The 20,876-nt window shown below is 40.9% G+C and carries 19 protein-coding genes; 13 read left to right on the top strand and 6 right to left on the bottom strand.

Going from position 1 to position 20,876, the window contains the following annotated elements; translation table 11 throughout:
• Positions 1–48 precede the first annotated feature (48 nt).
• Complete coding sequence (locus tag WKK05_RS00170) at positions 49–1,002, bottom strand: response regulator (protein WP_341527815.1); 954 nt, start codon at positions 1,000–1,002, stop codon at positions 49–51.
• Positions 1,003–1,631: 629 nt separating this feature from the next.
• Here WKK05_RS00170 and WKK05_RS00175 point away from each other — a divergent pair.
• Positions 1,632–2,717 (top strand): RuBisCO accumulation factor 1, encoded by a 1,086-nt coding sequence (locus WKK05_RS00175; protein WP_341527816.1) that lies wholly within the window; start codon positions 1,632–1,634, stop codon positions 2,715–2,717.
• Positions 2,718–2,900: 183 nt separating this feature from the next.
• Here the strand turns inward: WKK05_RS00175 and WKK05_RS00180 are convergent, their stop codons facing one another.
• Positions 2,901–4,694, bottom strand: a complete 1,794-nt coding sequence (locus WKK05_RS00180) for a hypothetical protein (RefSeq protein ID WP_341527817.1) — start codon at positions 4,692–4,694, stop codon at positions 2,901–2,903.
• Positions 4,695–4,818: 124 nt separating this feature from the next.
• On the opposite strand from WKK05_RS00180, the gene WKK05_RS00185 reads away from it, so the two are divergent.
• From WKK05_RS00185 to WKK05_RS00210, 6 genes are all read left to right on the top strand, one after another.
• On the top strand, positions 4,819–7,329 hold the full coding sequence (locus WKK05_RS00185; protein WP_341527818.1) for an ATP-dependent helicase: 2,511 nt from the start codon (positions 4,819–4,821) through the stop codon (positions 7,327–7,329).
• Positions 7,330–7,417: 88 nt separating this feature from the next.
• The gene (locus WKK05_RS00190; protein WP_341527819.1) at positions 7,418–7,867 is read left to right on the top strand and encodes a hypothetical protein; all 450 of its coding nucleotides are present in this window, start codon (positions 7,418–7,420) and stop codon (positions 7,865–7,867) included.
• 135 nt (positions 7,868–8,002) lie between these two features.
• On the top strand, positions 8,003–8,200 hold the full coding sequence (gene rpmI / locus WKK05_RS00195) for a 50S ribosomal protein L35 (RefSeq protein ID WP_341527820.1): 198 nt from the start codon (positions 8,003–8,005) through the stop codon (positions 8,198–8,200).
• A gap of 22 nt (positions 8,201–8,222) precedes the next feature.
• Positions 8,223–8,579, top strand: a complete 357-nt coding sequence (rplT, locus tag WKK05_RS00200; protein WP_341527821.1) for a 50S ribosomal protein L20 — start codon at positions 8,223–8,225, stop codon at positions 8,577–8,579.
• 12 nt (positions 8,580–8,591) lie between these two features.
• Entirely contained in the window at positions 8,592–9,407 is an 816-nt protein-coding gene (locus WKK05_RS00205; RefSeq protein ID WP_341527822.1) for a transporter substrate-binding domain-containing protein, read from the top strand.
• Between the two features lie 122 nt (positions 9,408–9,529).
• Positions 9,530–10,054, top strand: coding sequence for a tetratricopeptide repeat protein (locus tag WKK05_RS00210; RefSeq protein ID WP_341527823.1), 525 nt, complete (start codon positions 9,530–9,532; stop codon positions 10,052–10,054).
• Positions 10,055–10,114: 60 nt separating this feature from the next.
• On the opposite strand, the gene WKK05_RS00215 is transcribed toward WKK05_RS00210, so the two are convergent.
• Positions 10,115–10,933: a hypothetical protein gene (locus WKK05_RS00215; protein ID WP_341527824.1), complete on the bottom strand. Its 819-nt coding sequence runs from the start codon at positions 10,931–10,933 to the stop codon at positions 10,115–10,117.
• 124 nt (positions 10,934–11,057) lie between these two features.
• On the opposite strand from WKK05_RS00215, the gene WKK05_RS00220 reads away from it, so the two are divergent.
• From WKK05_RS00220 to bchB, 4 genes are all read left to right on the top strand, one after another.
• Entirely contained in the window at positions 11,058–13,052 is a 1,995-nt protein-coding gene (locus WKK05_RS00220; protein WP_341527825.1) for a primary-amine oxidase, read from the top strand.
• A gap of 136 nt (positions 13,053–13,188) precedes the next feature.
• A complete protein-coding gene (locus WKK05_RS00225) occupies positions 13,189–13,401 on the top strand; it encodes a hypothetical protein (protein WP_341527826.1) in 213 nt (70 codons plus the stop codon).
• Positions 13,398–13,649, top strand: a complete 252-nt coding sequence (locus WKK05_RS00230) for a hypothetical protein (RefSeq protein WP_341527827.1) — start codon at positions 13,398–13,400, stop codon at positions 13,647–13,649. The genes WKK05_RS00225 and WKK05_RS00230 overlap by 4 nt, the downstream gene beginning before the upstream one ends.
• A gap of 310 nt (positions 13,650–13,959) precedes the next feature.
• The gene (bchB, locus tag WKK05_RS00235) at positions 13,960–15,486 is read left to right on the top strand and encodes a ferredoxin:protochlorophyllide reductase (ATP-dependent) subunit B (RefSeq protein WP_341527828.1); all 1,527 of its coding nucleotides are present in this window, start codon (positions 13,960–13,962) and stop codon (positions 15,484–15,486) included.
• A 130-nt stretch (positions 15,487–15,616) separates the two neighbouring features.
• Here the strand turns inward: bchB and WKK05_RS00240 are convergent, their stop codons facing one another.
• On the bottom strand, positions 15,617–16,069 hold the full coding sequence (locus WKK05_RS00240; protein ID WP_341527829.1) for an orange carotenoid protein N-terminal domain-containing protein: 453 nt from the start codon (positions 16,067–16,069) through the stop codon (positions 15,617–15,619).
• A 560-nt stretch (positions 16,070–16,629) separates the two neighbouring features.
• Positions 16,630–17,031 carry a hypothetical protein gene (locus WKK05_RS00245; RefSeq protein WP_341527830.1) on the bottom strand — a complete coding sequence of 134 codons (402 nt, stop codon included), beginning with the start codon at positions 17,029–17,031 and terminating at the stop codon, positions 16,630–16,632.
• A gap of 421 nt (positions 17,032–17,452) precedes the next feature.
• Between WKK05_RS00245 and WKK05_RS00250 the strand changes: the two genes are divergently transcribed.
• Together WKK05_RS00250 and WKK05_RS00255 are read left to right on the top strand one after the other, a co-directional pair.
• Positions 17,453–17,905 (top strand): DUF2127 domain-containing protein, encoded by a 453-nt coding sequence (locus WKK05_RS00250; RefSeq protein ID WP_341527831.1) that lies wholly within the window; start codon positions 17,453–17,455, stop codon positions 17,903–17,905.
• A 157-nt stretch (positions 17,906–18,062) separates the two neighbouring features.
• Positions 18,063–19,472: a 1-acyl-sn-glycerol-3-phosphate acyltransferase gene (locus WKK05_RS00255; protein ID WP_341527832.1), complete on the top strand. Its 1,410-nt coding sequence runs from the start codon at positions 18,063–18,065 to the stop codon at positions 19,470–19,472.
• A gap of 8 nt (positions 19,473–19,480) precedes the next feature.
• Here WKK05_RS00255 and WKK05_RS00260 read toward each other — a convergent pair whose 3' ends face one another.
• Complete coding sequence (locus tag WKK05_RS00260) at positions 19,481–20,653, bottom strand: sulfate ABC transporter substrate-binding protein (RefSeq protein ID WP_341527833.1); 1,173 nt, start codon at positions 20,651–20,653, stop codon at positions 19,481–19,483.
• Positions 20,654–20,876 lie beyond the last annotated feature (223 nt).

The following is a 20,876-nucleotide window of genomic DNA, read 5'->3' on the forward strand; positions in this document are numbered from 1 at the left end:
TGGTCATTTGTCATTTGCTAAAAACAAAAGACAAATGACTAAAGATAATTAGACACTAGTTTGGCAGCGACTACTAGTAAGAGCGATCGCCACTAGTTGAGCTGATAACTGAATCAGCTTTAACTCATCTTCTCGCAAAGTGGAGGGCAGTTTCCACTGTAATGACAATACTGCTAGGAGTTGATTTCGGTAACTAATTGGGATAATTAAATGTGCTTGTACTCCCGTAGTTTGATAGTGTTCAACACCATCTAGCTTGGGATCTTTAAGTACATTTAGGGAAACTTGCATTTTCCCAGTGGCGATCGCTTCACTCGCAAGGGGATCTTGTGCTAGCCAATTTTCTATTGCACCTGTCTCGCTGTAAGTTCCCTGAGTTGCGACTAGAGTATTTCCTTCTATGAGTTGCAAAATGCAGCCATCTGTTGTAAAAGTCTCACTAACAGCTCTAGCGATTGGGGTGAGAGTTTCTTCTAAACTTGAAGCTGCTTGCGCTACTTCAACTAAAACGGTCAACAACGCCATTTCAGCATTAGCACGGCGTAGTTCTTCTGTACGCTGCTTGAGCAGGTCATAGGTTTCTGCTGCTCTTTGCACCACTGCTTTCAGTTCCCCTGGATCCCAGGGCTTAGTGATGTATTTGTAGACCTGTCCTGCGTTAATCGCCTCTACCAAGTCTTCAATATCAGTAAATCCGGTGAGAATTATTCTGACTGTATCGGGAAACTGAGGTACAGTTTTACTTAGAAACTCAGTTCCTTTCATTTCTGGCATTCGTTGATCAGAGATGATTACTGCTACTTCTCCCTCTGCTGCCAGCACTTGTAGGGCGTTCATCCCACTATCAGCTTTTAAAACATTAAAGTCGCGTCGGAAGGTGCGATAAAGTAGATCGAGATTATCTGGCTCATCGTCAACTACCAGGATTTTGAGTTTTTTTGGTCGTTCTAGAGTCATTAATTGAGGACGAATTTTATCAACTTCCAGACTGGGAGTGTCCATAAGATAATTCCTTTAATTAAATATTTACAACTTTGTTATATTCCATACCAAGCTTAGTTGAGAATAGTCGGAAATCTTTGGGTGGATTTGCGGATGTATTTTTAAGTAGCTTATACATATTCATAGGTACTGATTAGTAATTGATAATTAAAACAGTCAGATTTAATCTGGGCTTCCAGGCTTTTTCTGTACCGTTCTTTTACAGAGAAGCATAAACGCCGACTTGCGACGTTAGAACTAGCTTCTTGTGAAGCGAAGCTCAGAAGTTTGATGAATTTGTATTAAACTTACTTGTAATGAACGCCACAAATTAAATTTACTAACTCAAACACTTTTCTTAGAAAGAACCTAACAATTAGAATTCACACAAATAAGTAATTAAGCTTAAATAAATATAAATATGCAACTTGTCAAGGGAGAAATGTCTATAATCAGTCTTGATGAAGACAGACAATTGACTAGACATAGCTACGACTGGTATTTATGCTTACTTAGTTGTTAGTATCATTCATAACTCATAATTTAATTTGGCGGTATAGTATTTCAGTGTAGACGGTTAAAGATTAGAATAAGACTTGCTGATGAGGTATTAATTACCCTCTCAAGTAAAAGTTCCGGCGCTCTAGATTATGACTGACCTACCACCCAATGCTCAAAATCCTGAAAATGCTGCTGATGATGTAGCACAAGATTACTTACGAAAGCTCAGACAAAAGCAAGGCAACTGGGTGGAATGGGGAGTAGCGATCGCTTACCTGCAAAAAGCCAGTTACAATCCCCAAGAAATTTTTGAGGCAACGGGATTTGAGCCAATTCAACAAAATCAAGTGGTTGTTGGCTCTCAAGTTTACAATTCTTTAGAAAAGTATGGTGCATCGGAGGCGGTGCAATCGCACTACACCACACGTGGCAGCGATGTTTTGTACGAGCTGCGTCTACTGACTCAAGAAGAACGAGCGGCGGCGGCAGAACTTGCATTTCAGCACAAACTCGACGCCGATGAAGCGCGGGAAGTAGCAAAAGCAATTAAAGAGTTTTCTTATTTTCGGATTTTACCAGAAGGATTTTCTAACCATCCTGGTGATGCTGTCGCTCACCAAGTTTGGAAATTAGCACGTCAGAATACAGATTTGCAGGAGCGATCGCGCCTCATCGCTAAAGGCTTGCGGTTTGCTCACACGCCAGGTGCTAGAACACAAATCGAACAATTGCTGACAGATTTTACTGTTGTTCCTAAGCGTCCAGCGCCAATTTTACCTTTTTACCGCCTGGAATCTGAAGAACAGTTACCCCGAATAGTACCTGTAGTAGGCGAGTTGCCGTTGACGGCACAAGACTTGAAATCTGTGCCTATAGTGACAGAAATTGAACCATTTCGCATCGTTAAGTTCTCAGGAGATCAAGCTTGGGCCCCATTACCGGGTTGGCAAGTTTTGTTGGGTGCAGAAGATCCAGTAGTGATTTTAGCAAATAGCGATCGCTTACCCAACCAGACATACAGCCAGCCACAATCGGTTTTAGTAGTTATAGACCGTTCTAAACGAGAATGGGATGTCTCCAGCTACTTTGTTGTTGAAAATTCTGGTGAATTAAGTTTTCAGTGGTTTGAAACTGAACCAGAAGTGCCACTACTAGGAAAAATTATTATCATCGTGCGTCCTAAGAGAATTCTCGATGAAGAACTAACTAAGGATTCTTGGCAAATTGACGAATAGTACAGACGCGATTAATCGTGTCTGTACAGGAGAGACGCGATTAATCGCGTCTGTACAAGAGTTAGGAAAATTCTACCTTCTTTTATATGTGATGGAGTGAGGATATTGTTCTATCCATAAACGCAGGGTTTGTAATAACAAGCCAAGAATCAATACTACACTTAATCAAAATAATTCATAATTCTAAGATCCAAACTTACTGCATCGATAAAGTTGATAAGGAACACCTATACGGTAGTACTGGTTAGTATCTATGTTGCAGGTAGTTTGCTGTGATAGTTGTAGATGCTGTGGATAGTCCCGTCTTTTTAGTCCTGACGCTACTATCCATAAATTTAGCCTAGATAGTCCTAGTGAAGGCAGTTGCGAAAGTTTATTCCAGATAGTAGTTAAATTTGAGCTTTGCTGTAAAAAAACAACGCTATCAGAGTTAATAAGAGAATTCATTCTGTTGGATTGATCAATTTTGAACTCTCTTGAAAGAGATTGACTTCTGAGTTTTTCTAATGCCAAGCCAAAACTTAATCCTAATGCCACATCCTGATAGTTACTGTATTTTACTACTAACATCAGTGGTACAGAAGGTTCTAAGTTCATCTTTTGAGCAACTATATTAGGCTGGAATGGTTTTTGAAATACCAAGTTAGAAACAACAAAAATACAGCTAATAATTCCTACAACTAAAAGGATGTATTTTGAGGAAAGTTGGAGTGGCGGCTTTTGCCTATCTGAACTTTTCCTATTTAAAACACTGTGTGAATGGTAATTTTGTATATTACCTAAGCTAGCTGCTAAAAGGGCGCAAAAACTGGGATAGTAAACAAAGCTATAACGTGGCACAATAGTAATATCTTTTTTTAAAAAATAAACAATAAAAAAGAATTGCACCAGAACAAAAAAAGTAAAACTTAAAAGTGTTAATGTCGCCAAATAAGTTGTATCTTTTAACCACAACAGCTTTAAACCATTAAAGACGTGCCACCCTAACAAAGTAGCAAAACTCACCATTGACAGACCGTAAATAACTGCAATTGGTAGAGGTTGATTTTCTACAGGTAGAGCAATCACCATTAATACCCAGCTAATCAAAGTTTGGTACAAGGGTGCAATGTAATTGGGAGAGGGTAGCCAATTAGTTTCAGAACGCTGAACGTGATTTGATATCACCAATAGCCAAGGAGTGAAGCTAATTACAACACTACTTGTAAAGACAATTAGGGCGAGTAAAATTTGACGTTTGATTTGGATGTTTGCTCTTAGCAAATATATCACCACAAGTAATGTAAAAATTTCTGCAATGAATGCTAAAGCAAAAAAGTAGTGAACATAAAGACCGATAATATTAATAATTGCCCATAATAACCAAACCCAAAATCTTAGCCGCGTTCGCGAAGCGAGTCCTTCGGACTCTTGCTCAAAAATATCTCGCTGAATTTGCATTAATCCCAATAACGCTAAAGTTATGAGCAGCATAGGCATGGTATAGTGCCGTGCTTCTTGGGAAAGGTAAACAGCAAAGGGAGAAACAGCCATAATTGCTGCTGCTAAAGTTCCAGATGCTTTGGAAAAAGAAATACGATTAACTCCATAAATTGCAGCGATCGCACATACACCCAACAAAGTCGGTAGCGATCGCAATTTTTCTACCCACTCTTCTCCCAAAGGCAGCATCCACCCCAACCAGATGTGCATTCCACAAAAAAATAACGGCGGATGCGTAGACTGGGTAGCAACGTTTTCGGCAATTTGATTGCAACTAACTCCAGGCTGAAAAGTAAAAATTTCATGCAAATGATTAAGAGGAAACAGCACATTCAAAGGCAAATCATCGTAATTTTTACCTAAACTGAAAATGGCAGTAATCACCTCATCCATCCACAGGGGTTTTAAGCCTAAATGCCAACAGCGCAAAATAGTACCAAGTGCGATCGCTCCAGCTAAACCCAGATAATGTAAATTAAGTCTGCGATTTGTCATTATTTAGCTATTAGCAAACTATCGATTTGGGATTGAAGATTTTTAACCACAGGTAGACAAAGATAGGTTTTGATGATCACTCTTGTCTGTGGTTTGGTAATTACATTCAAATCTAAAACTTTATATGTCAGACGCTAATTTTACCGCTACTGTGCCTCAAGAATCTGTCCGTCCACAATTATCTCAGCCATCGGCTGTACTTTCTTTGCGGCAAAAGACTTTAGCAATCCGCAACAGCTTGCGCCAAGGACAACAGCAAATGGCTGATTGGCAATCTGGGCCATTAGCCGTTTCTGCCGTTCCAGGTGCAGGAAAATCTACAGGTATGGCAGCAGCGGCGGCGATCGCGATCGCGCGACAATATGAGAGTTCGGCGCAGTCACGTCCGTCCTCCCGGCGTCAAATTGTAGTTGTTACTTTTACCCGCTCTGCTGCTGCCAATATTAAAGCTAAAATCCGCAAATACTTACGAGATGATTTATCTCTACCTCAGACAGGCTTTGCTGTCTATACCCTACACGGTTTGGCATTAAACATTGCCAGCCGTCACCCTGACTTATCAGGTTTACAGCTAGAAAATGTCACATTAATCACACCAAGCCAAAGCCACCGCTTCATCCGCACAGCCGTAGAACAATGGATTGCTAACAATCCAGGACATTATTTACGGTTGTTGGAAGGACATCAATTTGATGGAGAAGAAACAGAAAGGTTGCGTCGTCAATCGGTACTGCGGACAGAAGTCTTACCAGACTTGGCTACCACAGTAATTCATGAAGCCAAAAGTTCTGGCATACCACCAGAAAAATTGCGGGAGTGGAGTCAACAAGCTACAGATAGATATGGAATTTTGAGCGTAGCGGCGGGTTTGTATGAGCAATATCAAAACTTAATGCGATCGCGCGACTTCATCGACTACGACGATATGATTTTAGCTGCCTTACGCGTTCTCGAAAACGACAGCGCCCGGCGAATCGAGCAAAATCAAGTTTTTGCCGTCTTTGAAGACGAAGCTCAAGACTCCAGCCCTCTTCAGACGCGGTTACTGGAGATTTTGGCGAGTGGTTCCTTGGAAGAGGGAGGGAGTGAGGGAGCAGCACTTCGGCTTACCTCGACTTCGCTCGGCACAAGACGCTCAGTGACCGAGGAGCAGGGAGCAGGGAGAGAAATAAATACTGACTCCTACCTCTTGGCTCCTAACTCAAGACTCAATTTGGTGCGTGTTGGTGACCCTAATCAAGCGATTAACTCTACCTTCACACCAGCTGATCCGATTTATTTTCGGCAATTTTGCGAAGAGTGCGATCGCATCGAACGATTGGCAACAATGGATCAAGCTGGTCGCAGTACACAAATTATCATCGCCGCCGCTAACTTTGCTTTGGAATGGGTAAATGGCTTTTATGGAGCAAAAAATCAAAATTCACCCAATAACGCCATAAATTCGCTCCCCTTCCGTCCGCAAAAAATTCGCTCTGTTGATATTGGTGATCCTCAAAAAAATGCTAATCCAGCACCGCTAGGACGAGGATTGGAGCTATACACTCCCCGTGATATTCATCACACAGCCGAATTGCTTTCGCAAAGGGTGATTGAATTATTTTCCGAAGACCCAAGTAAAATCAGCGCTGCGATTTTAGTACGAGAAAATCGTCAGGGAAGATGGCTGGCAGAAATGCTTGCACCTGTGTGCAAAGAGCATAAAATTACGCTTTATGATGTGGGAGAACGCGATCGCCGCTCCCATGTTCCACAAGAAATTTTGGCACTATTACAATTTTGCGATCGCCCTCATTCCCCTGATTACCTGAAAGCTGCCCTAGAAGCCCTAGTACAGCGTCAATTGATTCCTACCCAAGACCTCAACGCCCTCGCTAGTCTGCCAGAGGAATTTTTGTACCCAGGCCCCTTAGCTGCACCTCAATCAGAGCCAGTACAAAAAGCCTCGCGTTTGTGTCGCAACTTACTCCGCGCTCGTTTGGAACTGCCTCTCTATCAACTAATTTCTTTTCTCGCTTTGACATTGAACTATGACCAAGCAGAATTGGCAACTGCTGACAAACTTGCAGAACGAGTCAACCAGCAAATAGCTAGTAATAGCTCAATGGGAGCAATGCTGTCAGCTTTAAGTGAAATCGTTAGTTCCGAACGTTTTGAACCAGTAGAAACTGACGATATGGAGGCACGGTACACACGTACTGGTCAGTTGACGATTATTACCATGCATAAAGCCAAAGGGCTAGACTGGGACTATGTTTTTCTGCCCTTTCTGCACGAAAACTTGATTCCTGGTAGATTTTGGGTTCCACCTCAAAGCCAGTTTTTAGGTGACTTTACCTTATCAGAAGTGGCTCGCGCCCAAATTCGTGCAGTTCTCCACGAAGAATCTGGCATCCAGGATGTGACTCAAGCTTGGGAACAGGCAAAACACCTGAAAACTGCGGAAGAATACCGTTTACTTTATGTTGCAATGACACGAGCAAAGCGCCTACTGTGGATGTCTGCGGCACAGAAAGCGCCTTTTACTTGGAGTAAGCCGGAAAATTTACAAGAACAAGCACCTTGCCCGGTGTTTGGAGCATTAAAGCGCCAGTTTTCTGAATTTGTGGTGAATTGGGGGATGATGTCCAAATAGCTTAATGAAACACCATTAAATGGAAACTGCATTTAGAGTGCAGCGTCAAATTAGCTATTGCCACTAGTAGCTAAATTTTCTGTTCAATATGAAATCCATAATTAAGCCATCTCTTAAAATCAATAGTGACAGTAAGTTGCCGATAGGCTTAGTATTGACCTTCGCTTTGGCAAACCTGCTATCTTTTGGACTCGGATTCGCCACTAATCAAGTAGCTGAGGCTGTTCCTGGGGCAGAACAGATACAATTATCCCAAAACCTCCAAAATCGAAGAAACCTACCGAGAGCCGTAGCCAGAAGAGTACTACGAGATGCTTCCAAGCGTTCTGGTGTAAGAATTTCTGATTTGAAAATTACTCAATTCGCTTCTAAGACTTTTGGTAATCCCTGCGAATTTAATTTTGGGGAAATTTGTACAAGAGAATACAACCCCGTTGAAGGGTGGGAAGTGATTGTTGAGGTGAAGGAACAATCTTGGACTTACCATGTAAATAAATCCGGCTCTCAAATCGTTTTAGATCCCAAAGCCAGGATATAAGCCACGTCTTTGATATACTTCTGTTGACCTGAGTCTCAGCCTTGCGACCAACTCACTCCTAGTGTTTTTTTAAAACGGCTAAACATCGTTTTGATTAGTATATAATGATGGATTGTGTCGAATTAAAGCCAAACCATGCCTAAACTAAAGACCCGTAAAGCAGCGGCGAAGCGATTTCGTGCCACCGGCACAGGTAAAATCGTGCGCCGTAAGGCCTTCAAAAACCACTTACTAGAGCATAAAAGTTCTAATAAGAAGCGCAGCCTGTCCAAGACTACACTTGTGCATGAACGCGATGAAGACAACGTGCGGTTGATGCTCCCATATTTGTAAATTTTTTAGGAATACGTAAGTTATGACACGGGTAAAACGCGGTAACGTAGCTCGTAAACGCCGCAATAAAATTCTCAAGCTAGCTAAAGGTTTTCGCGGTTCCCACTCAACTTTATTTAGAACCGCTAACCAACAAGTGATGAAGGCGCTACGGAGTGCTTATCGCGATCGCAAAAAGAAAAAGCGCGATTTTCGCCGCCTCTGGATCGCCCGGATTAACGCTGCTTCTAGGCAACACGGTTTGAGTTACAGCCAATTAATCGGCAACCTGAAAAAAGCCGATGTCCAATTAAATCGCAAGATGTTGGCACAATTAGCAGTTCTCGACCCAGCTAGCTTTGGCAAAGTTGCCGAGTTAGCAATTCAAGCTAAAGGATAAAGGTGGTAACGGATGAATAACCGATGTAACAGATGGCTAATAATTAATCCGTTACATCTGGTATTATCCGCTACTCTTATTTGTATTCTCTGCTTTTCTCTATTGGGGACAGGATTGCTTGCATCTGCCGCCCAATTGTCAGAGATTCAACAACGAGGGTATTTAAATATTGCTGTTAAAGATAATTTGCGTCCCTTGGGATTTAGAGACGCTAGCGGCAATTTACAAGGCTTAGAAATTGATTTGGCACAGCGTTTAGCCGCTGACTTGCTTGGGAAAGCAAACACTGTTAAGTTCAAACCTGTGATGAATCGCGATCGCCTTTCTGTTGTTTTAGACAAGAAAGTTGATTTAGCAATCGCCAGAGTAACAGCAACTGAGTCACGCGCACGCTTAGTTAGTTTCAGTGTTCCCTACTACTTTGATAGTACTGTACTAGTTACAAAAGATGCTTCAATCCAAGAATTGAGAGATTTGGGAAAACGGAAGATTGCTGTACTTAAGAACTCTAGCACCATTGCTCAAGTGCGGTATTATGTGCCAAATGCGGAGTTAATAGGAGTAAATTCCTATGAGGAAGCGCGAGAGCAAATAGAAAGTAATGCCGCCGTAGCTTTTGCTGCTGATGCTAGCGTTCTTACTGGTTGGGTGCAACAATATCCTCAATATCGGCTAATAGCAACCAAACTATCAACTGAACCCTTATCTGTAGTGATGCCCAAGGGATTACAGTACGATGAGTTAAGGCGAAAAGTGAATGAAGCGATCGCAGGTTATTTAGCTGAAGGTTGGCTCCAGCAACGTTCTCAATACTGGGGTTTGCCGTAAGAGACGCGATGAATCGTGTCTGTACAATTAGTATTTATTCTCCTTGTCTGGCTCATCTCTTCCTTACCGAATAGGTTGATAATAGATATAGAAGCAACTTTTAATATTTGTATTTGCAGGCAATGGATAATAATCTCGCCGTTATTTACCTTTCAATTTTGGTAGGTTTGCTCGCTTTAGCAGGTGTGAGTGTTTTCCGCCAGATTTTCAAAACTCGCAAGGTTGAAAGCTCATTCTCACGATTGCGAAAGAAGTTAGAGAAAGAAAAAGGTACGACTCAAGAATATTATGAGTTAGCCAGTATTTATTCAGAAAAAAAATTGTATACTCAGGCGATCGCGTTATTTCAAAAAGCCCTAAAAGCTGCTGAAGAAGAATCAGAAGAAAATATTGCTCCCATTTACAATGGACTAGGCTATACTTACTTTGCTCAAGAGCAATATGATTTAGCGATTCGTCAGTACAAAGAAGCTCTCAAATATAAGTCTGATTACGTGACAGCCATGAATAATCTTGGTCACGCTTACGAAAAGAAAAAATTAAATTCTCAGGCTTTAGAAACTTACGAAGAAGCACTGAAAATCGCTCCCAACAACGTCACAGCTAAGCGCCGGGCTGAATCTTTACGTCGTTTGGTTTCTGCTTAATTGTAGAAGTGTTATGGCAGTTGGCTCAAAATTATATTGGACTTTGAGATAACTGCCAGATCAATTTTCAAATTTGAAGTAATCGACTCTAGCTAAATCAGGTACAGAAGTGATTTCCTGCCTACGTCCATCTGTTCCGTAGCCAAAAACTAAAGTGAACCCTGGGTTCTGAATTCGATAGCGATTCCCACGCTTTAAAGAGTACTCTCCCAGTAGATAGCTAGAGTCAATAGCAGGGTCAAATGCATCATACTCAACTAGAAACTGATTTGTAAAATCCCAAATATTGCCAATCTCTTCAGCCGTTAATTGGCGATGAAGTGACCAGAAGTATGCTGTTTGTTGGGGTTCAGGTTCTTTATCTTCTTCGAGATCATCATCTAGAAAGTCTTCATCTGGATAGGGAGACAATACATATCGCTGAGGCTGTATTTCATATTCATTAGCATCGTCGGTTGACTCACCATCTGACCCCCGAAAATACTCAACCAATTCACCACCCTCGAACAAGTTATAACCGATTGTGCCTCCAGTGTCGCTTACAAACAAGTCGATAATTGGCTGTTTTAACTGTTTGGAAAGCTGACTTAATTCGCTTGATTGCAAAATGGGTGGATAGCCTACGCCAGGAATCATAATTGACCAAGAGTGTCCGACTAGTTGATATGCGAAAACGAAAGCGCTGGACACTTCGATTTCTATTCCCATCACATTGCGTTGAGATGCGATCGCTTTTGCGGCAAGGGCATCAGATAGTTGATTTAATGGTACTTTTACAAGTACAACTTGAGCATTGCGATCAATTGATTCAATACCTCGCCTCTCAGTCCAAGCACGCGTAAAGCGTTTTGTTACTTCATCTTTGAATTGCTCGTCCATAATACTGTGCTTCACAAAAGTGCATAAGTATTGTTGGCAAATTAATTTGATGTTAGCCTCTTAATTTATCGGTTTCCCAGCTTTAGCCTGGAAATAAATAACTATTGTTGCAAACAATTAAACGATGATTAAGAGGCTACGGTTTTTTTGGATACCTATTGCCAGCATTGTATTTATTTTTATCTTGCTTGGATTGATGGGCATACTATCTGCTCAACAGCCTGCGATTTCTCATCCTCTAGCTGCGTTAACAGAGGTAGAAATTAAAACAGCTGTTTCGGTGATCAAAAAAGAAAAAACTTTGACCGAAATGGCAGCTTTTCCACTTATTGCCTTACAAGAACCAGACAAAAACGAAGTACTAAAATTTACTCCTGGTAAACCCTTTGAGCGAAAAGCATTTTTGGTAATATACGAGCGATCGCAAAACAAAACTTATGAGGGTGTTGTTGATCTAAAAACACAATCCATCAGTTCTTGGAAAGAAATACCAAATGTCCAACCTGCAATTCTCAATCCAGAGTATGAACTAGCAAGCCAAGTAGTTAAAGCTGACACCCGTTGGCAAAAAGCGATGCAGCGGCGGGGAATTAAAAATTTAGCCCAAGTCAAAATCAGTTGCTGGGCCCCAGGAATCTTGAGTAAACAAGAAGAAACAGCAGGTAGTCGCCTTTGTCGGGCTTTATCTTACTATCAGGGAGAACATTGGAACTATTACGGTAGTCCAATTGAGGGTGTGCTGGCTACCGTTAATTTAAACACAGGTAAAATTGCTAGTTTTGTTGATAACGGGATAGTTCCTTTCTCTACAGATAACTGGAACTATGATTTGCAGTCTTTGGGTAAATTACTATCACCATCTAAGGCATTGAAAATTCTCCAACCTAATGGGAGAAATTTTCAGATTAATGGTAACGAAATTAGCTGGCAAGGTTGGAAGTTTCGTTATCAAATGCATCCCCGCAGTGGATTAATGCTGTACCTTGTAAGTTACAAAGATGGAGAAAATATTCGACCTGTATTATACCGCGCAGGTTTATCAGAGATGGTTGTACCCTATGGCGATCCTGATCCTACTTGGTCATTCAGAAATGCTTTTGATGTTGGCGAATATAACTTTGGTTCCCTAGCTAACACAATGGAGTTAGGTAAAGAAATTCCTGAAAACGGTATGTTATTGGATGCTGTGCTGGCTGATGGTAATGGAGAACCTTACAAGATACCAGGGATAATCGGCATCTACGAACGCGATAACGGAATGCTCTGGAAGCACTATGACTACAACACTCAGCGTAATGATGTTCGTCGAAATCACGAACTAGTCATGACAATGACGGCAGCTGTTGATAACTATGATTACAGCATGAATTGGATCTTCCACCAGGATGGAACGTTAGAAGTACAAAATGAATTAACGGGTATTGTACTGGTGCAAGGAACAGCTGCTGAAAAACAATCTGCGGATGAATCGTACGGTCGATTGATAGCAAAAAATATTGTCGGAGTGAATCACCAGCACTTTTTCAACTACCGCTTAGATTTTGATGTAGATGGCCAGGCTAATTCTGTAATGGAAATGAATGTGAAAGCGTTACCTATGGATAAGAATAACCCGTTAGGAAATGCGATCGCAGTAGAAGAAACTACGCTAGGAAAAGAAACGGCGGCTGTGCGCGACATGGACATGAAGCACAGCCGGGAATGGATGATTGTCAGTGCAGATAAGAAAAATGCTTTAGGTGGTGCGCCAGGATATATACTGATGCCAGAAGGAAATTCCACATTTTTCCCTGTTGAAGGCTCAAACATCCGTCAAAAAGCAGAATTTGCCACGCATCACCTTTGGGCAACTAAATATAAAGCTGGTGAACTATACGCTGGCGGCGATTATCCTAACCAAAGTCAGCCTGGGCAAGGTTTACCTAAATATATTGCTGACGACGAGCCTTTGATGGGTGAAGATATTGTGCTGTGGTACACAATGGGAGTAACTCATGTACCCCGCTCAGAGGATTGGCCTGTAATGCCTGTTCACCAAGTTGGGTTTAAACTTGTCCCTAGAGGATTTTTTAGCCGTAATCCAGCGATAAATTTACCTGAGCCAACACCTGTAAAGTAGCTTTGGTGTAGAGGCTATATTCTGGACGCTGATAGAAAGCGATCGCGTCCAGAAACGCAAAATTTGAAAAATTATAAAATAATTTCAGTAAGTGACTTGCGGTATCTTACATATAAGCTGATGACTTAGGAAATGCATGACAGAGGAAAACCAGCCAAACGACGACTTTGAAAGGTCAGAGGATGAAAACTGGGATTGGCAAACAGAGACAAGAGAGTGGTCAGCAGCTGCAACAGAACTTGTTTGCTTTGCCCTAGCAAGGATGAAAAACAAAGATTTAGTGGAGATAATTGACACCAAACGCGGAACTCTCAGATTTATTTGTATTTTTAGGGAGAAAAAGCAATGACAGAAGCACAATTAACAGCGACTCAAATACCTGTTAATGATCTAATAAGTATGCTTACTGCGATCGGAAATCGGGACTATTCCAGGTTCTTGGAATTAGAAAGCACTTTTGTCTCCCAACACGGTGAGGAAGTTTGGCAAGAAGTTTTTAATTTTCGTGTTCTGCCAGTATTGGATAAACCAGCTAGTCAGTGGTTGCTAGGTCAATGGTTAAGTGCAGGTATAAACCGCATCAAAAAAATAGCGTAATTGCGGTCAGAACCATAACAAATCAAAGTTAAAATTGACACAAATTTGCTAAAAAATTAAGAATTATTTAACTTAAACAACAATAATAATATTGTTAAAGTCAGCAGCTAGCTCGCAATCCCTAGCCAGGTTCAAGCGATGCCTAGGTTGGGCTATGCCTACGACCTCCAGCTAAAATCCTTACAACTCTTTACTTCATCAGGGCTACAAGTTTTGAGACAATCAGAAACGATTTCATATTAAGCACTTACTTATAGTCCAACTCTTATCGGACTTCGTGTTATTTCAATTTAAAAGGGAGAAGACGTTAATGAAATTAGCTTACTGGATGTATGCAGGCCCTGCCCACATTGGTACTCTACGAGTCGCCAGTTCATTTAAAAACGTTCATGCGATTATGCACGCGCCACTCGGTGATGACTACTTTAACGTCATGCGCTCCATGCTATCGCGGGAGAGAGACTTTACCCCGGTAACAACCAGTGTCGTTGACCGCAACGTTTTGGCACGCGGCTCCCAGGAGAAAGTGGTAGACAATATCATCCGCAAAGACGCTGAAGAACACCCAGATTTGATTGTGTTAACTCCCACCTGCACCTCCAGCATTCTGCAAGAAGACTTGCATAACTTTGTCGAACGGGCGCAGCTAGAAGCGAAAGGAGACGTAATGCTGGCGGATGTGAACCACTACCGCTACAACGAACTACAAGCAGCCGATCGCACTCTCGATCAAATCGTCCAATACTACATTGAAAAAGCCCGGAAGCGGGGCGAATTAGCAGAGGGCAAAACTGCAAAGCCCTCAGTTAACATTATTGGTACTACCACCCTCGGTTTCCACAATAATCATGACTGCACCGAACTCAAACGGTTGATGGCTGACTTAGGAATTGAGGTAAACACCTTAATTCCTGAAGGCGCTTCAGTGAACGACTTGAAGAAGATGCCCCAAGCTTGGTTTAACTTAGTGCCTTACCGTGAGCTCGGTTTGACCACAGCTCGTTACCTGGAAGAACAATTCGGCACACCTTATATAGACATTACTCCAATGGGTGTAGTTGAAACTGCCCGTTGTATTCGCAAGATTCAACAGGTAATCAACGCTCAAGGCGCAGAAGTTGACTACGAAGACTTTATCAATGAGCAAACCCTGTATGTATCTCAGGCTGCTTGGTTCTCCCGTTCTATTGACTGTCAAAACTTGACTGGCAAAAAAGCTGTAGTCTTTGGTGACAACACCCACGCCGCCGCCATTACCAAAATTCTGGCGCGAGAAATGGGGATTCACGTTGTTTGGGCTGGTACTTACTGTAAATATGATGCAGACTGGTTCCGCGAACAGGTGAGTGAGTATTGCGATGAAGTGTTAATCTCCGAAGATCATGGCGCAATTGGCGATGCGATCGCTCGTGTCGAACCTTCGGCTATTTTCGGCACTCAAATGGAACGCCACGTTGGTAAGCGCTTGGATATCCCTTGCGGTGTAATTGCTGCACCTATCCACGTACAAAACTTCCCTATTGGTTACAAACCATTTTTAGGTTACGAAGGTACAAATCAAATTACAGATTTGATCTATAATTCCTTCACCTTGGGAATGGAAGACCACCTCTTAGAAATCTTCGGTGGTCACGATACTAAGGAAGTAATTACCAAAGGAATTTCTGCTGATTCTGACCTTAGCTGGACAAAAGATGGTCAAGCAGAATTGAACAAGATTCCTGGCTTTGTTCGTGGGAAAGTGAAGCGGAATACTGAGAAATTTGCTCGCGATCGCGGCTTCAAAGAAATCAATGCTGAGGTTTTATACGCTGCCAAGGAAGCGGTTGGAGCATAAATAATACCCTGGTAGGGTACATTAGCGATCGCGTAACGCACTAAATTAATCAGCAATACCTGTGGCGACAAAACTAATGTACCCTACACTAGAACCTGACAACGTTAGTTTCAGGGAGTAATCTTTACTCTTAGTAACCTGCTAACAATGCATCACGGAGAAAGGTATATTGTAATTCAAAATCAATCGACTCAAGCATAGACAACAACTCTTTTGCTTGAGCAGAAAGTTGATAGTCAGATGGCACTGGAACAATGGTGGTATTTTCCATACCTTGAGCTAACCGATACCAAAAAGCCAGTTTAGTATTGTTGCTCAACGAGTCATATTCCCGTCTGATATCTGTGCTAGAAGGTTTCAACAAATCTCGCATGATTTGAAGTTGTTCTTCATGGGACTTTTCTTTTACTTTATTAAAAAGTCCCTCAGAAGTATCTGGAGCTGTTCCTTCGGGGTTTTCAGGTCTTGCTGAACCACCCATTTTGATATAGAGATACCACAAGAGGGCAAGTTGGTTATCTATAGATATGTTTCTGAACAGTTCAGCAAACTGCGCTGGTGATGATTGAGTATATTGCGGCATAATTACTCTTCCAAATTCAAAGCTTCTAATCTTTAAGGTGGTAAAAAATGAAACAAAAGCTCCTTAAAGACTTGTTACTTAACTTAACAATCATATTGATATGTATACGTCTAACTGTAGGTGTAGATGTATAATTTTTAAAAAAGTATAATTTCTAACCTGAGTATAATGAAGAAAAAAGATTAATGACCCTTAGAGATAATTAATACTGCATAATTTCAGTGCGTTCGGCGCTTTTAAAAAACCCTCTCCCCTACAAGGCTACGGTGTACACACAAGTCCTAAAAAACTTACCATACCTGTAGGTTATCGCTGTCTTCGTAACGCACCGCCAGATATTTGAGGTGATTAAATCACTTGAAGGAATAAAACAGCCCTAGGGCTACAGAGGATATTGTTATATGTATCTTTATACAGAATTGGTATAAATCGTTTTATTACAAATAAAACAAAACCTCCTTTTCAATGAGCAAAAGGAGGTTATTTTCTGTTGTAATTTGGTAAGGCAAAGTTCAATTTATTTTGCATTCAATGGCAAACCACTATGTCAAAAGCTTTGCTTAATAAGTAAAGTTTCTGGATAATGATGTCAGTTCTGACTTGACAGAACTGATATAACTTTGGTCATCCAAAATCCCTGTGGGCAATTTGTTAGCTTTGACAGCAGCCTTAACTAAATCTTCCGCAGTAATATTTTTATTCTGGCGTTCAAAAATTAGAGTTCCTCCGCTGGGAATACCTTGCTGCTTAAGGCCACCTTGATAAGCAAGAGAAACTAGATTAAAAGGTTTGAGATAGCTGTCATTTGAGGAATTAGTTGGTAAAGTTTTAGAGCTAACTGTTGTAGTTGCACCAGCATTAAAATCGTTGTTGGTCGGAAGTGGTTGAGCGCTAGCAATTCCAGAGGTAAAGGCAATAACAGCAACAATAACTGTAGAATCTATCAAAGTGGCAAATTTCATGGTATCTATCCTTAAAGCAAGTAAATTTTGAATAATTCTTTGTAGTAATAGCTTCTTATTCTTTATAAACTTCAACCTCCTACAGTCAGTTCACCCGATAGGTTGAATTATTAGTCACCCATTTGGGTGAGTCTACTAGATAACCCAGATAATAGCTATTCTTGCGAAAAGCCTTGAGGAAGCCTAGATATATTAATATTCACAGCTAATATCTATATTTATGCATTAATTACCTAAGTAAAAAGAGTGACTATGTTGCAGTCGGGGAAAGAGAAAAGGCGATGTTTGTCTTGTTCCCTAACTTTCGACATAGATGATCGCACAGTTGTTACGATAAAGTACTGTGAGAATCAGCATCTCAGTTACCATAATAGAGAAGCAGTTAGTTACAATTTTTAGCTATATCTACTGAGGAGCCGGATTGAAAAAGCGTCCATTTGGTTTAGTTGCGATCGTTGTTTACAAATCATTCACAGCTTTGCTGCTAATGGTTACTGCCATAGCGTTATTATTAGCATTAAAAAACTATCAATTTCTCAAAGAATTTTCGGACAATTATGTTTTAGAAGGTAAAGCGATAATTATTGATTTACTTTTAGATAAATTTGTTAATCTTAATCCAAAAACGTTAGCATTCAGTGGGTTTGCAGCAGCTATATATGCTATTGTTACCGCAATTGAAGCTATTGGTTTATGGTATGAACAGCGTTGGGCGCATATTTTAGTATTGTGTCTTGTTGGTATTAGCATTCCATTAGAAATTTATGAGATAATACAGGGAATATCTCTTATAAAATTAAGCATCTTTTTAGTTAATGTAGCGGTATTCTTATATTTATTAATAAATTTCCCTAAACATCAAACTAGAAGTTAGTAGTTGTACTTTAGTGCTAAACCACAACTACTAACTTCTGGTTGTTTATGTCCACTTCCTTTTTAAGATACTGATTGTTAATTTGAAGAAAATCATAGTTGTTTAAGAATTAAGATATGTATTATACAATCGCTAACAACACAATCTGGAGAGCGACTTGGCAAGATCAATTCAGTCTACTCAACCACCACTAAAATTTATTCCCCTACGTTTTAACCTATTCGTACTCCAGATTACCCAGTGGTTGCTGCCGATCGCACTCCGATTTCGGACTCGCCCTTGGCTACCAGCGGGTATTGTCCGTATTGAAGCTAAGAATGCTGAAGTCTTAGCAGAACTCTATGAACAATTTCAAGCTGGTAAAGTAAGGTTTTTGTTAGCGTTTCGCCATCCAGAAGTGGAAGATCCCTTCTGTATGCTCTATTTGCTTTCCCGTATTGTGCCAAAGGTTGCTCATCAACAAGGTATTTTGCTGCAATACCCGGTTCACAGCTACTTTGTTTATGACCGAGGTATGACGCTATGGGCTGGGAATTGGTTGGGTAAATTGTTTTCTTACATAGGCGGTGTACCAGTTCGTCGCGGTAGACGACCAGATCGGCAGGCGCTTCAAGCAGCACGAAAGTTGTTCGCCAATGGGAACTTACCGATCGCAGTCGCACCCGAAGGCGGTACTAATGGTCTTAGCGGCGTTGTTAGCCCATTAGAACCCGGTGTTGCCCAAATGGGGTTCTGGTGTGTAGAAGACTTGCAAAAAGCCAACCGTCCTGAGACTGTTGTGATTGTACCAATCGCTATTCAGTATCGTTATGTTGAGCCACCTTGGTCAAAACTCGATTTGTTGTTGAGTAAATTAGAAGCTGATAGTGGTTTGCCAATCGAGGAAATCGCACCTACTGAGAAGCCAGAAGAGATTTATCTTCAACGCATCCGCCGTCTTGGTGAATATCTCATTTCTGAGATGGAAGAATTTTATCGTCGTTTTTATCATCAAGACATCCCAAAAACTATTTTAGATAATGAATCTGGCAGTTGCAGTGACGTGCTAACTGTCCGAATCCATCGTTTACTCGATAAAGCTTTACAAGTTTCCGAGCAATATTTTGGACTTCAAGCACAGGGAAATTTTATTGACCGCTGTCGCCGTTTAGAAGATGCAGGTTGGACTTATATTTATCGGGAAGATTTACCAAACATTGAAGCTTTACCACCTTTCAAGCGTGGGCTAGCAGACTGGATTGCTGAAGAAGCAGATTTACGAATGCGACACATGAGATTAGTGGAAAGTTTTGTCGCGGTAACTGCTAGTTATATCCAGGAACAACCGACCGTTGAACGATTAGCAGAAACGGCTTTGCTGATGTTTGATATGCTTTCTAGAATTCAAGACTCAACACTTCCAGGGCGACCTCGGTTAGGTTTGCGACAAGCACAAATCACTGTGGGTGAACCAATTTCAGTTACTGAACGCTATGATAATTCTCAAGGCGATCGCCGCGCAATCAGGCAAGCTGTGAGCGAGTTGACGAAGGATTTGCAGGTTGTTTTAGAGAAGATGATTGGATAACGCAACTTCTAAGATTCTTTAGCCATAATTTTGTCAACCACTGCACCTTCATCAAAGAATTTCTGCTGAATCTCGTCCCATTCTCCTAAATCTTCAGCTTTGAAAACAGTTTTAATTTGGGAAAAATTGTTTTCCGTTTCTTTCGCGATCATCTGGTCAACAGGACGAAATCCCAATTTGGCAAACTCTCTTTGTGAGTCTGGGGTGTAAAGAAATTTGATAAATGCTTCTGCAATAAGTCGAGTCCCATGTTTATCGACATTTTTATCTACAACCGCAACAGGATTGTCTATGGAAATATTTAGATCAGGCACAATATATGAGATTTTATCGCCATCTTGTGCTGATAAAATCATCTCCTTTTCATAGTTGAGTAGAACATCACCTTGACCATCTTTGAAGAACAGATCGCTGGCATTACGAGCATTTTTAGGTAACAAAGGCGCATTCTTATAGACTTTGGAGATAAAGTCTACTGCCTGATTTTCATTTCCCCCAGTTCTTGTCACAGAACCCCAGAGATTTAGAAAATTCCAACGAGCAGCACCAGAGGTTTTAGGGTTAGCTGTAACTACCTTGACGCCATCTTGTGCCAAATCTGCCCAAGTTTTGATATTTTTGGGATTACCTTGACGGATGGCGATCGCATCTAAAGATTTGGTAACAATTGCATTATTAGGTGCTTCTTTTTCCCAACCCGGTTGAATATAACCTGCTTCAACAAGTTTATTAATATCAAGAGCAAGTGATAGGTGTACGACATCAGCTTCTTTACCCTCAATCACGGCAGCAAGAGTTTGAGAACCTGATGCATCATAGCTTTGATTAAAAGTAACGTTTTGGTTGTGTTCTTTCTTCCACTGTTCGGTAAATTTGGGAATAATCTGCTGGTATGCTGCACTGGTAACTGAGTAGGAAACAAAGGTTAAGGTTGCATCACGCTGGGAAGTTGTACCAGCATTCTCAGTGTTATTGATATTACGTGAAGAACAAGCAGCAATTAGGATGCTAAAACTAACTCCGACCAAAATTAAGGACACAACGCTCCACAAAGAATACCTATAACTTCGTATTGGTTGTATATACCACTGCCTTATAGACTGCCAAGGTTTAACAATATAAGCGCCAGCTAATTCAGTCAAATATCTCCTTAATTGACGAGTAGATTGCCACTGATTCATCAAACTTTTCCTTAAATCTGTAGTATGTTAAACAACATGGTTAAAGAGGTATTATAAAACACTGGGTAAAGATAAATAATTTTATTTTTGATTCTCTTAAATTTAAACAAGTTATTAAATTAACAATTAAGACAACTATTTTCAGAAAGTTATGGGTTGCAAATTTTGAATGTGAAAAAAACAACCCGAAACCTAACCTCCTAAGCACCTTTTTTGCTAGGGA

The organism is Nostoc sp. UHCC 0302 (genome assembly GCF_038096175.1).
Taxonomy (GTDB): Bacteria; Cyanobacteriota; Cyanobacteriia; order Cyanobacteriales; family Nostocaceae; genus UHCC-0302.

Excerpts from the sequence above, each read along its gene's own strand:
- WKK05_RS00170 (WP_341527815.1), bottom strand. The coding sequence starts at position 1,002 with ATGGACACTCCCAGTCTGGAAGTTGATAAAATTCGTCCTCAATTAATG.
- WKK05_RS00175 (WP_341527816.1), top strand. The coding sequence starts at position 1,632 with ATGACTGACCTACCACCCAATGCTCAAAATCCTGAAAATGCTGCTGAT.
- WKK05_RS00180 (WP_341527817.1), bottom strand. The coding sequence starts at position 4,694 with ATGACAAATCGCAGACTTAATTTACATTATCTGGGTTTAGCTGGAGCG.
- WKK05_RS00185 (WP_341527818.1), top strand. The coding sequence starts at position 4,819 with ATGTCAGACGCTAATTTTACCGCTACTGTGCCTCAAGAATCTGTCCGT.
- WKK05_RS00190 (WP_341527819.1), top strand. The coding sequence starts at position 7,418 with ATGAAATCCATAATTAAGCCATCTCTTAAAATCAATAGTGACAGTAAG.
- rpmI (WP_341527820.1), top strand. The coding sequence starts at position 8,003 with ATGCCTAAACTAAAGACCCGTAAAGCAGCGGCGAAGCGATTTCGTGCC.
- rplT (WP_341527821.1), top strand. The coding sequence starts at position 8,223 with ATGACACGGGTAAAACGCGGTAACGTAGCTCGTAAACGCCGCAATAAA.
- WKK05_RS00205 (WP_341527822.1), top strand. The coding sequence starts at position 8,592 with ATGAATAACCGATGTAACAGATGGCTAATAATTAATCCGTTACATCTG.
- WKK05_RS00210 (WP_341527823.1), top strand. The coding sequence starts at position 9,530 with ATGGATAATAATCTCGCCGTTATTTACCTTTCAATTTTGGTAGGTTTG.
- WKK05_RS00215 (WP_341527824.1), bottom strand. The coding sequence starts at position 10,933 with ATGGACGAGCAATTCAAAGATGAAGTAACAAAACGCTTTACGCGTGCT.
- WKK05_RS00220 (WP_341527825.1), top strand. The coding sequence starts at position 11,058 with ATGATTAAGAGGCTACGGTTTTTTTGGATACCTATTGCCAGCATTGTA.
- WKK05_RS00225 (WP_341527826.1), top strand. The coding sequence starts at position 13,189 with ATGACAGAGGAAAACCAGCCAAACGACGACTTTGAAAGGTCAGAGGAT.
- WKK05_RS00230 (WP_341527827.1), top strand. The coding sequence starts at position 13,398 with ATGACAGAAGCACAATTAACAGCGACTCAAATACCTGTTAATGATCTA.
- bchB (WP_341527828.1), top strand. The coding sequence starts at position 13,960 with ATGAAATTAGCTTACTGGATGTATGCAGGCCCTGCCCACATTGGTACT.
- WKK05_RS00240 (WP_341527829.1), bottom strand. The coding sequence starts at position 16,069 with ATGCCGCAATATACTCAATCATCACCAGCGCAGTTTGCTGAACTGTTC.
- WKK05_RS00245 (WP_341527830.1), bottom strand. The coding sequence starts at position 17,031 with ATGAAATTTGCCACTTTGATAGATTCTACAGTTATTGTTGCTGTTATT.
- WKK05_RS00260 (WP_341527833.1), bottom strand. The coding sequence starts at position 20,653 with ATGAATCAGTGGCAATCTACTCGTCAATTAAGGAGATATTTGACTGAA.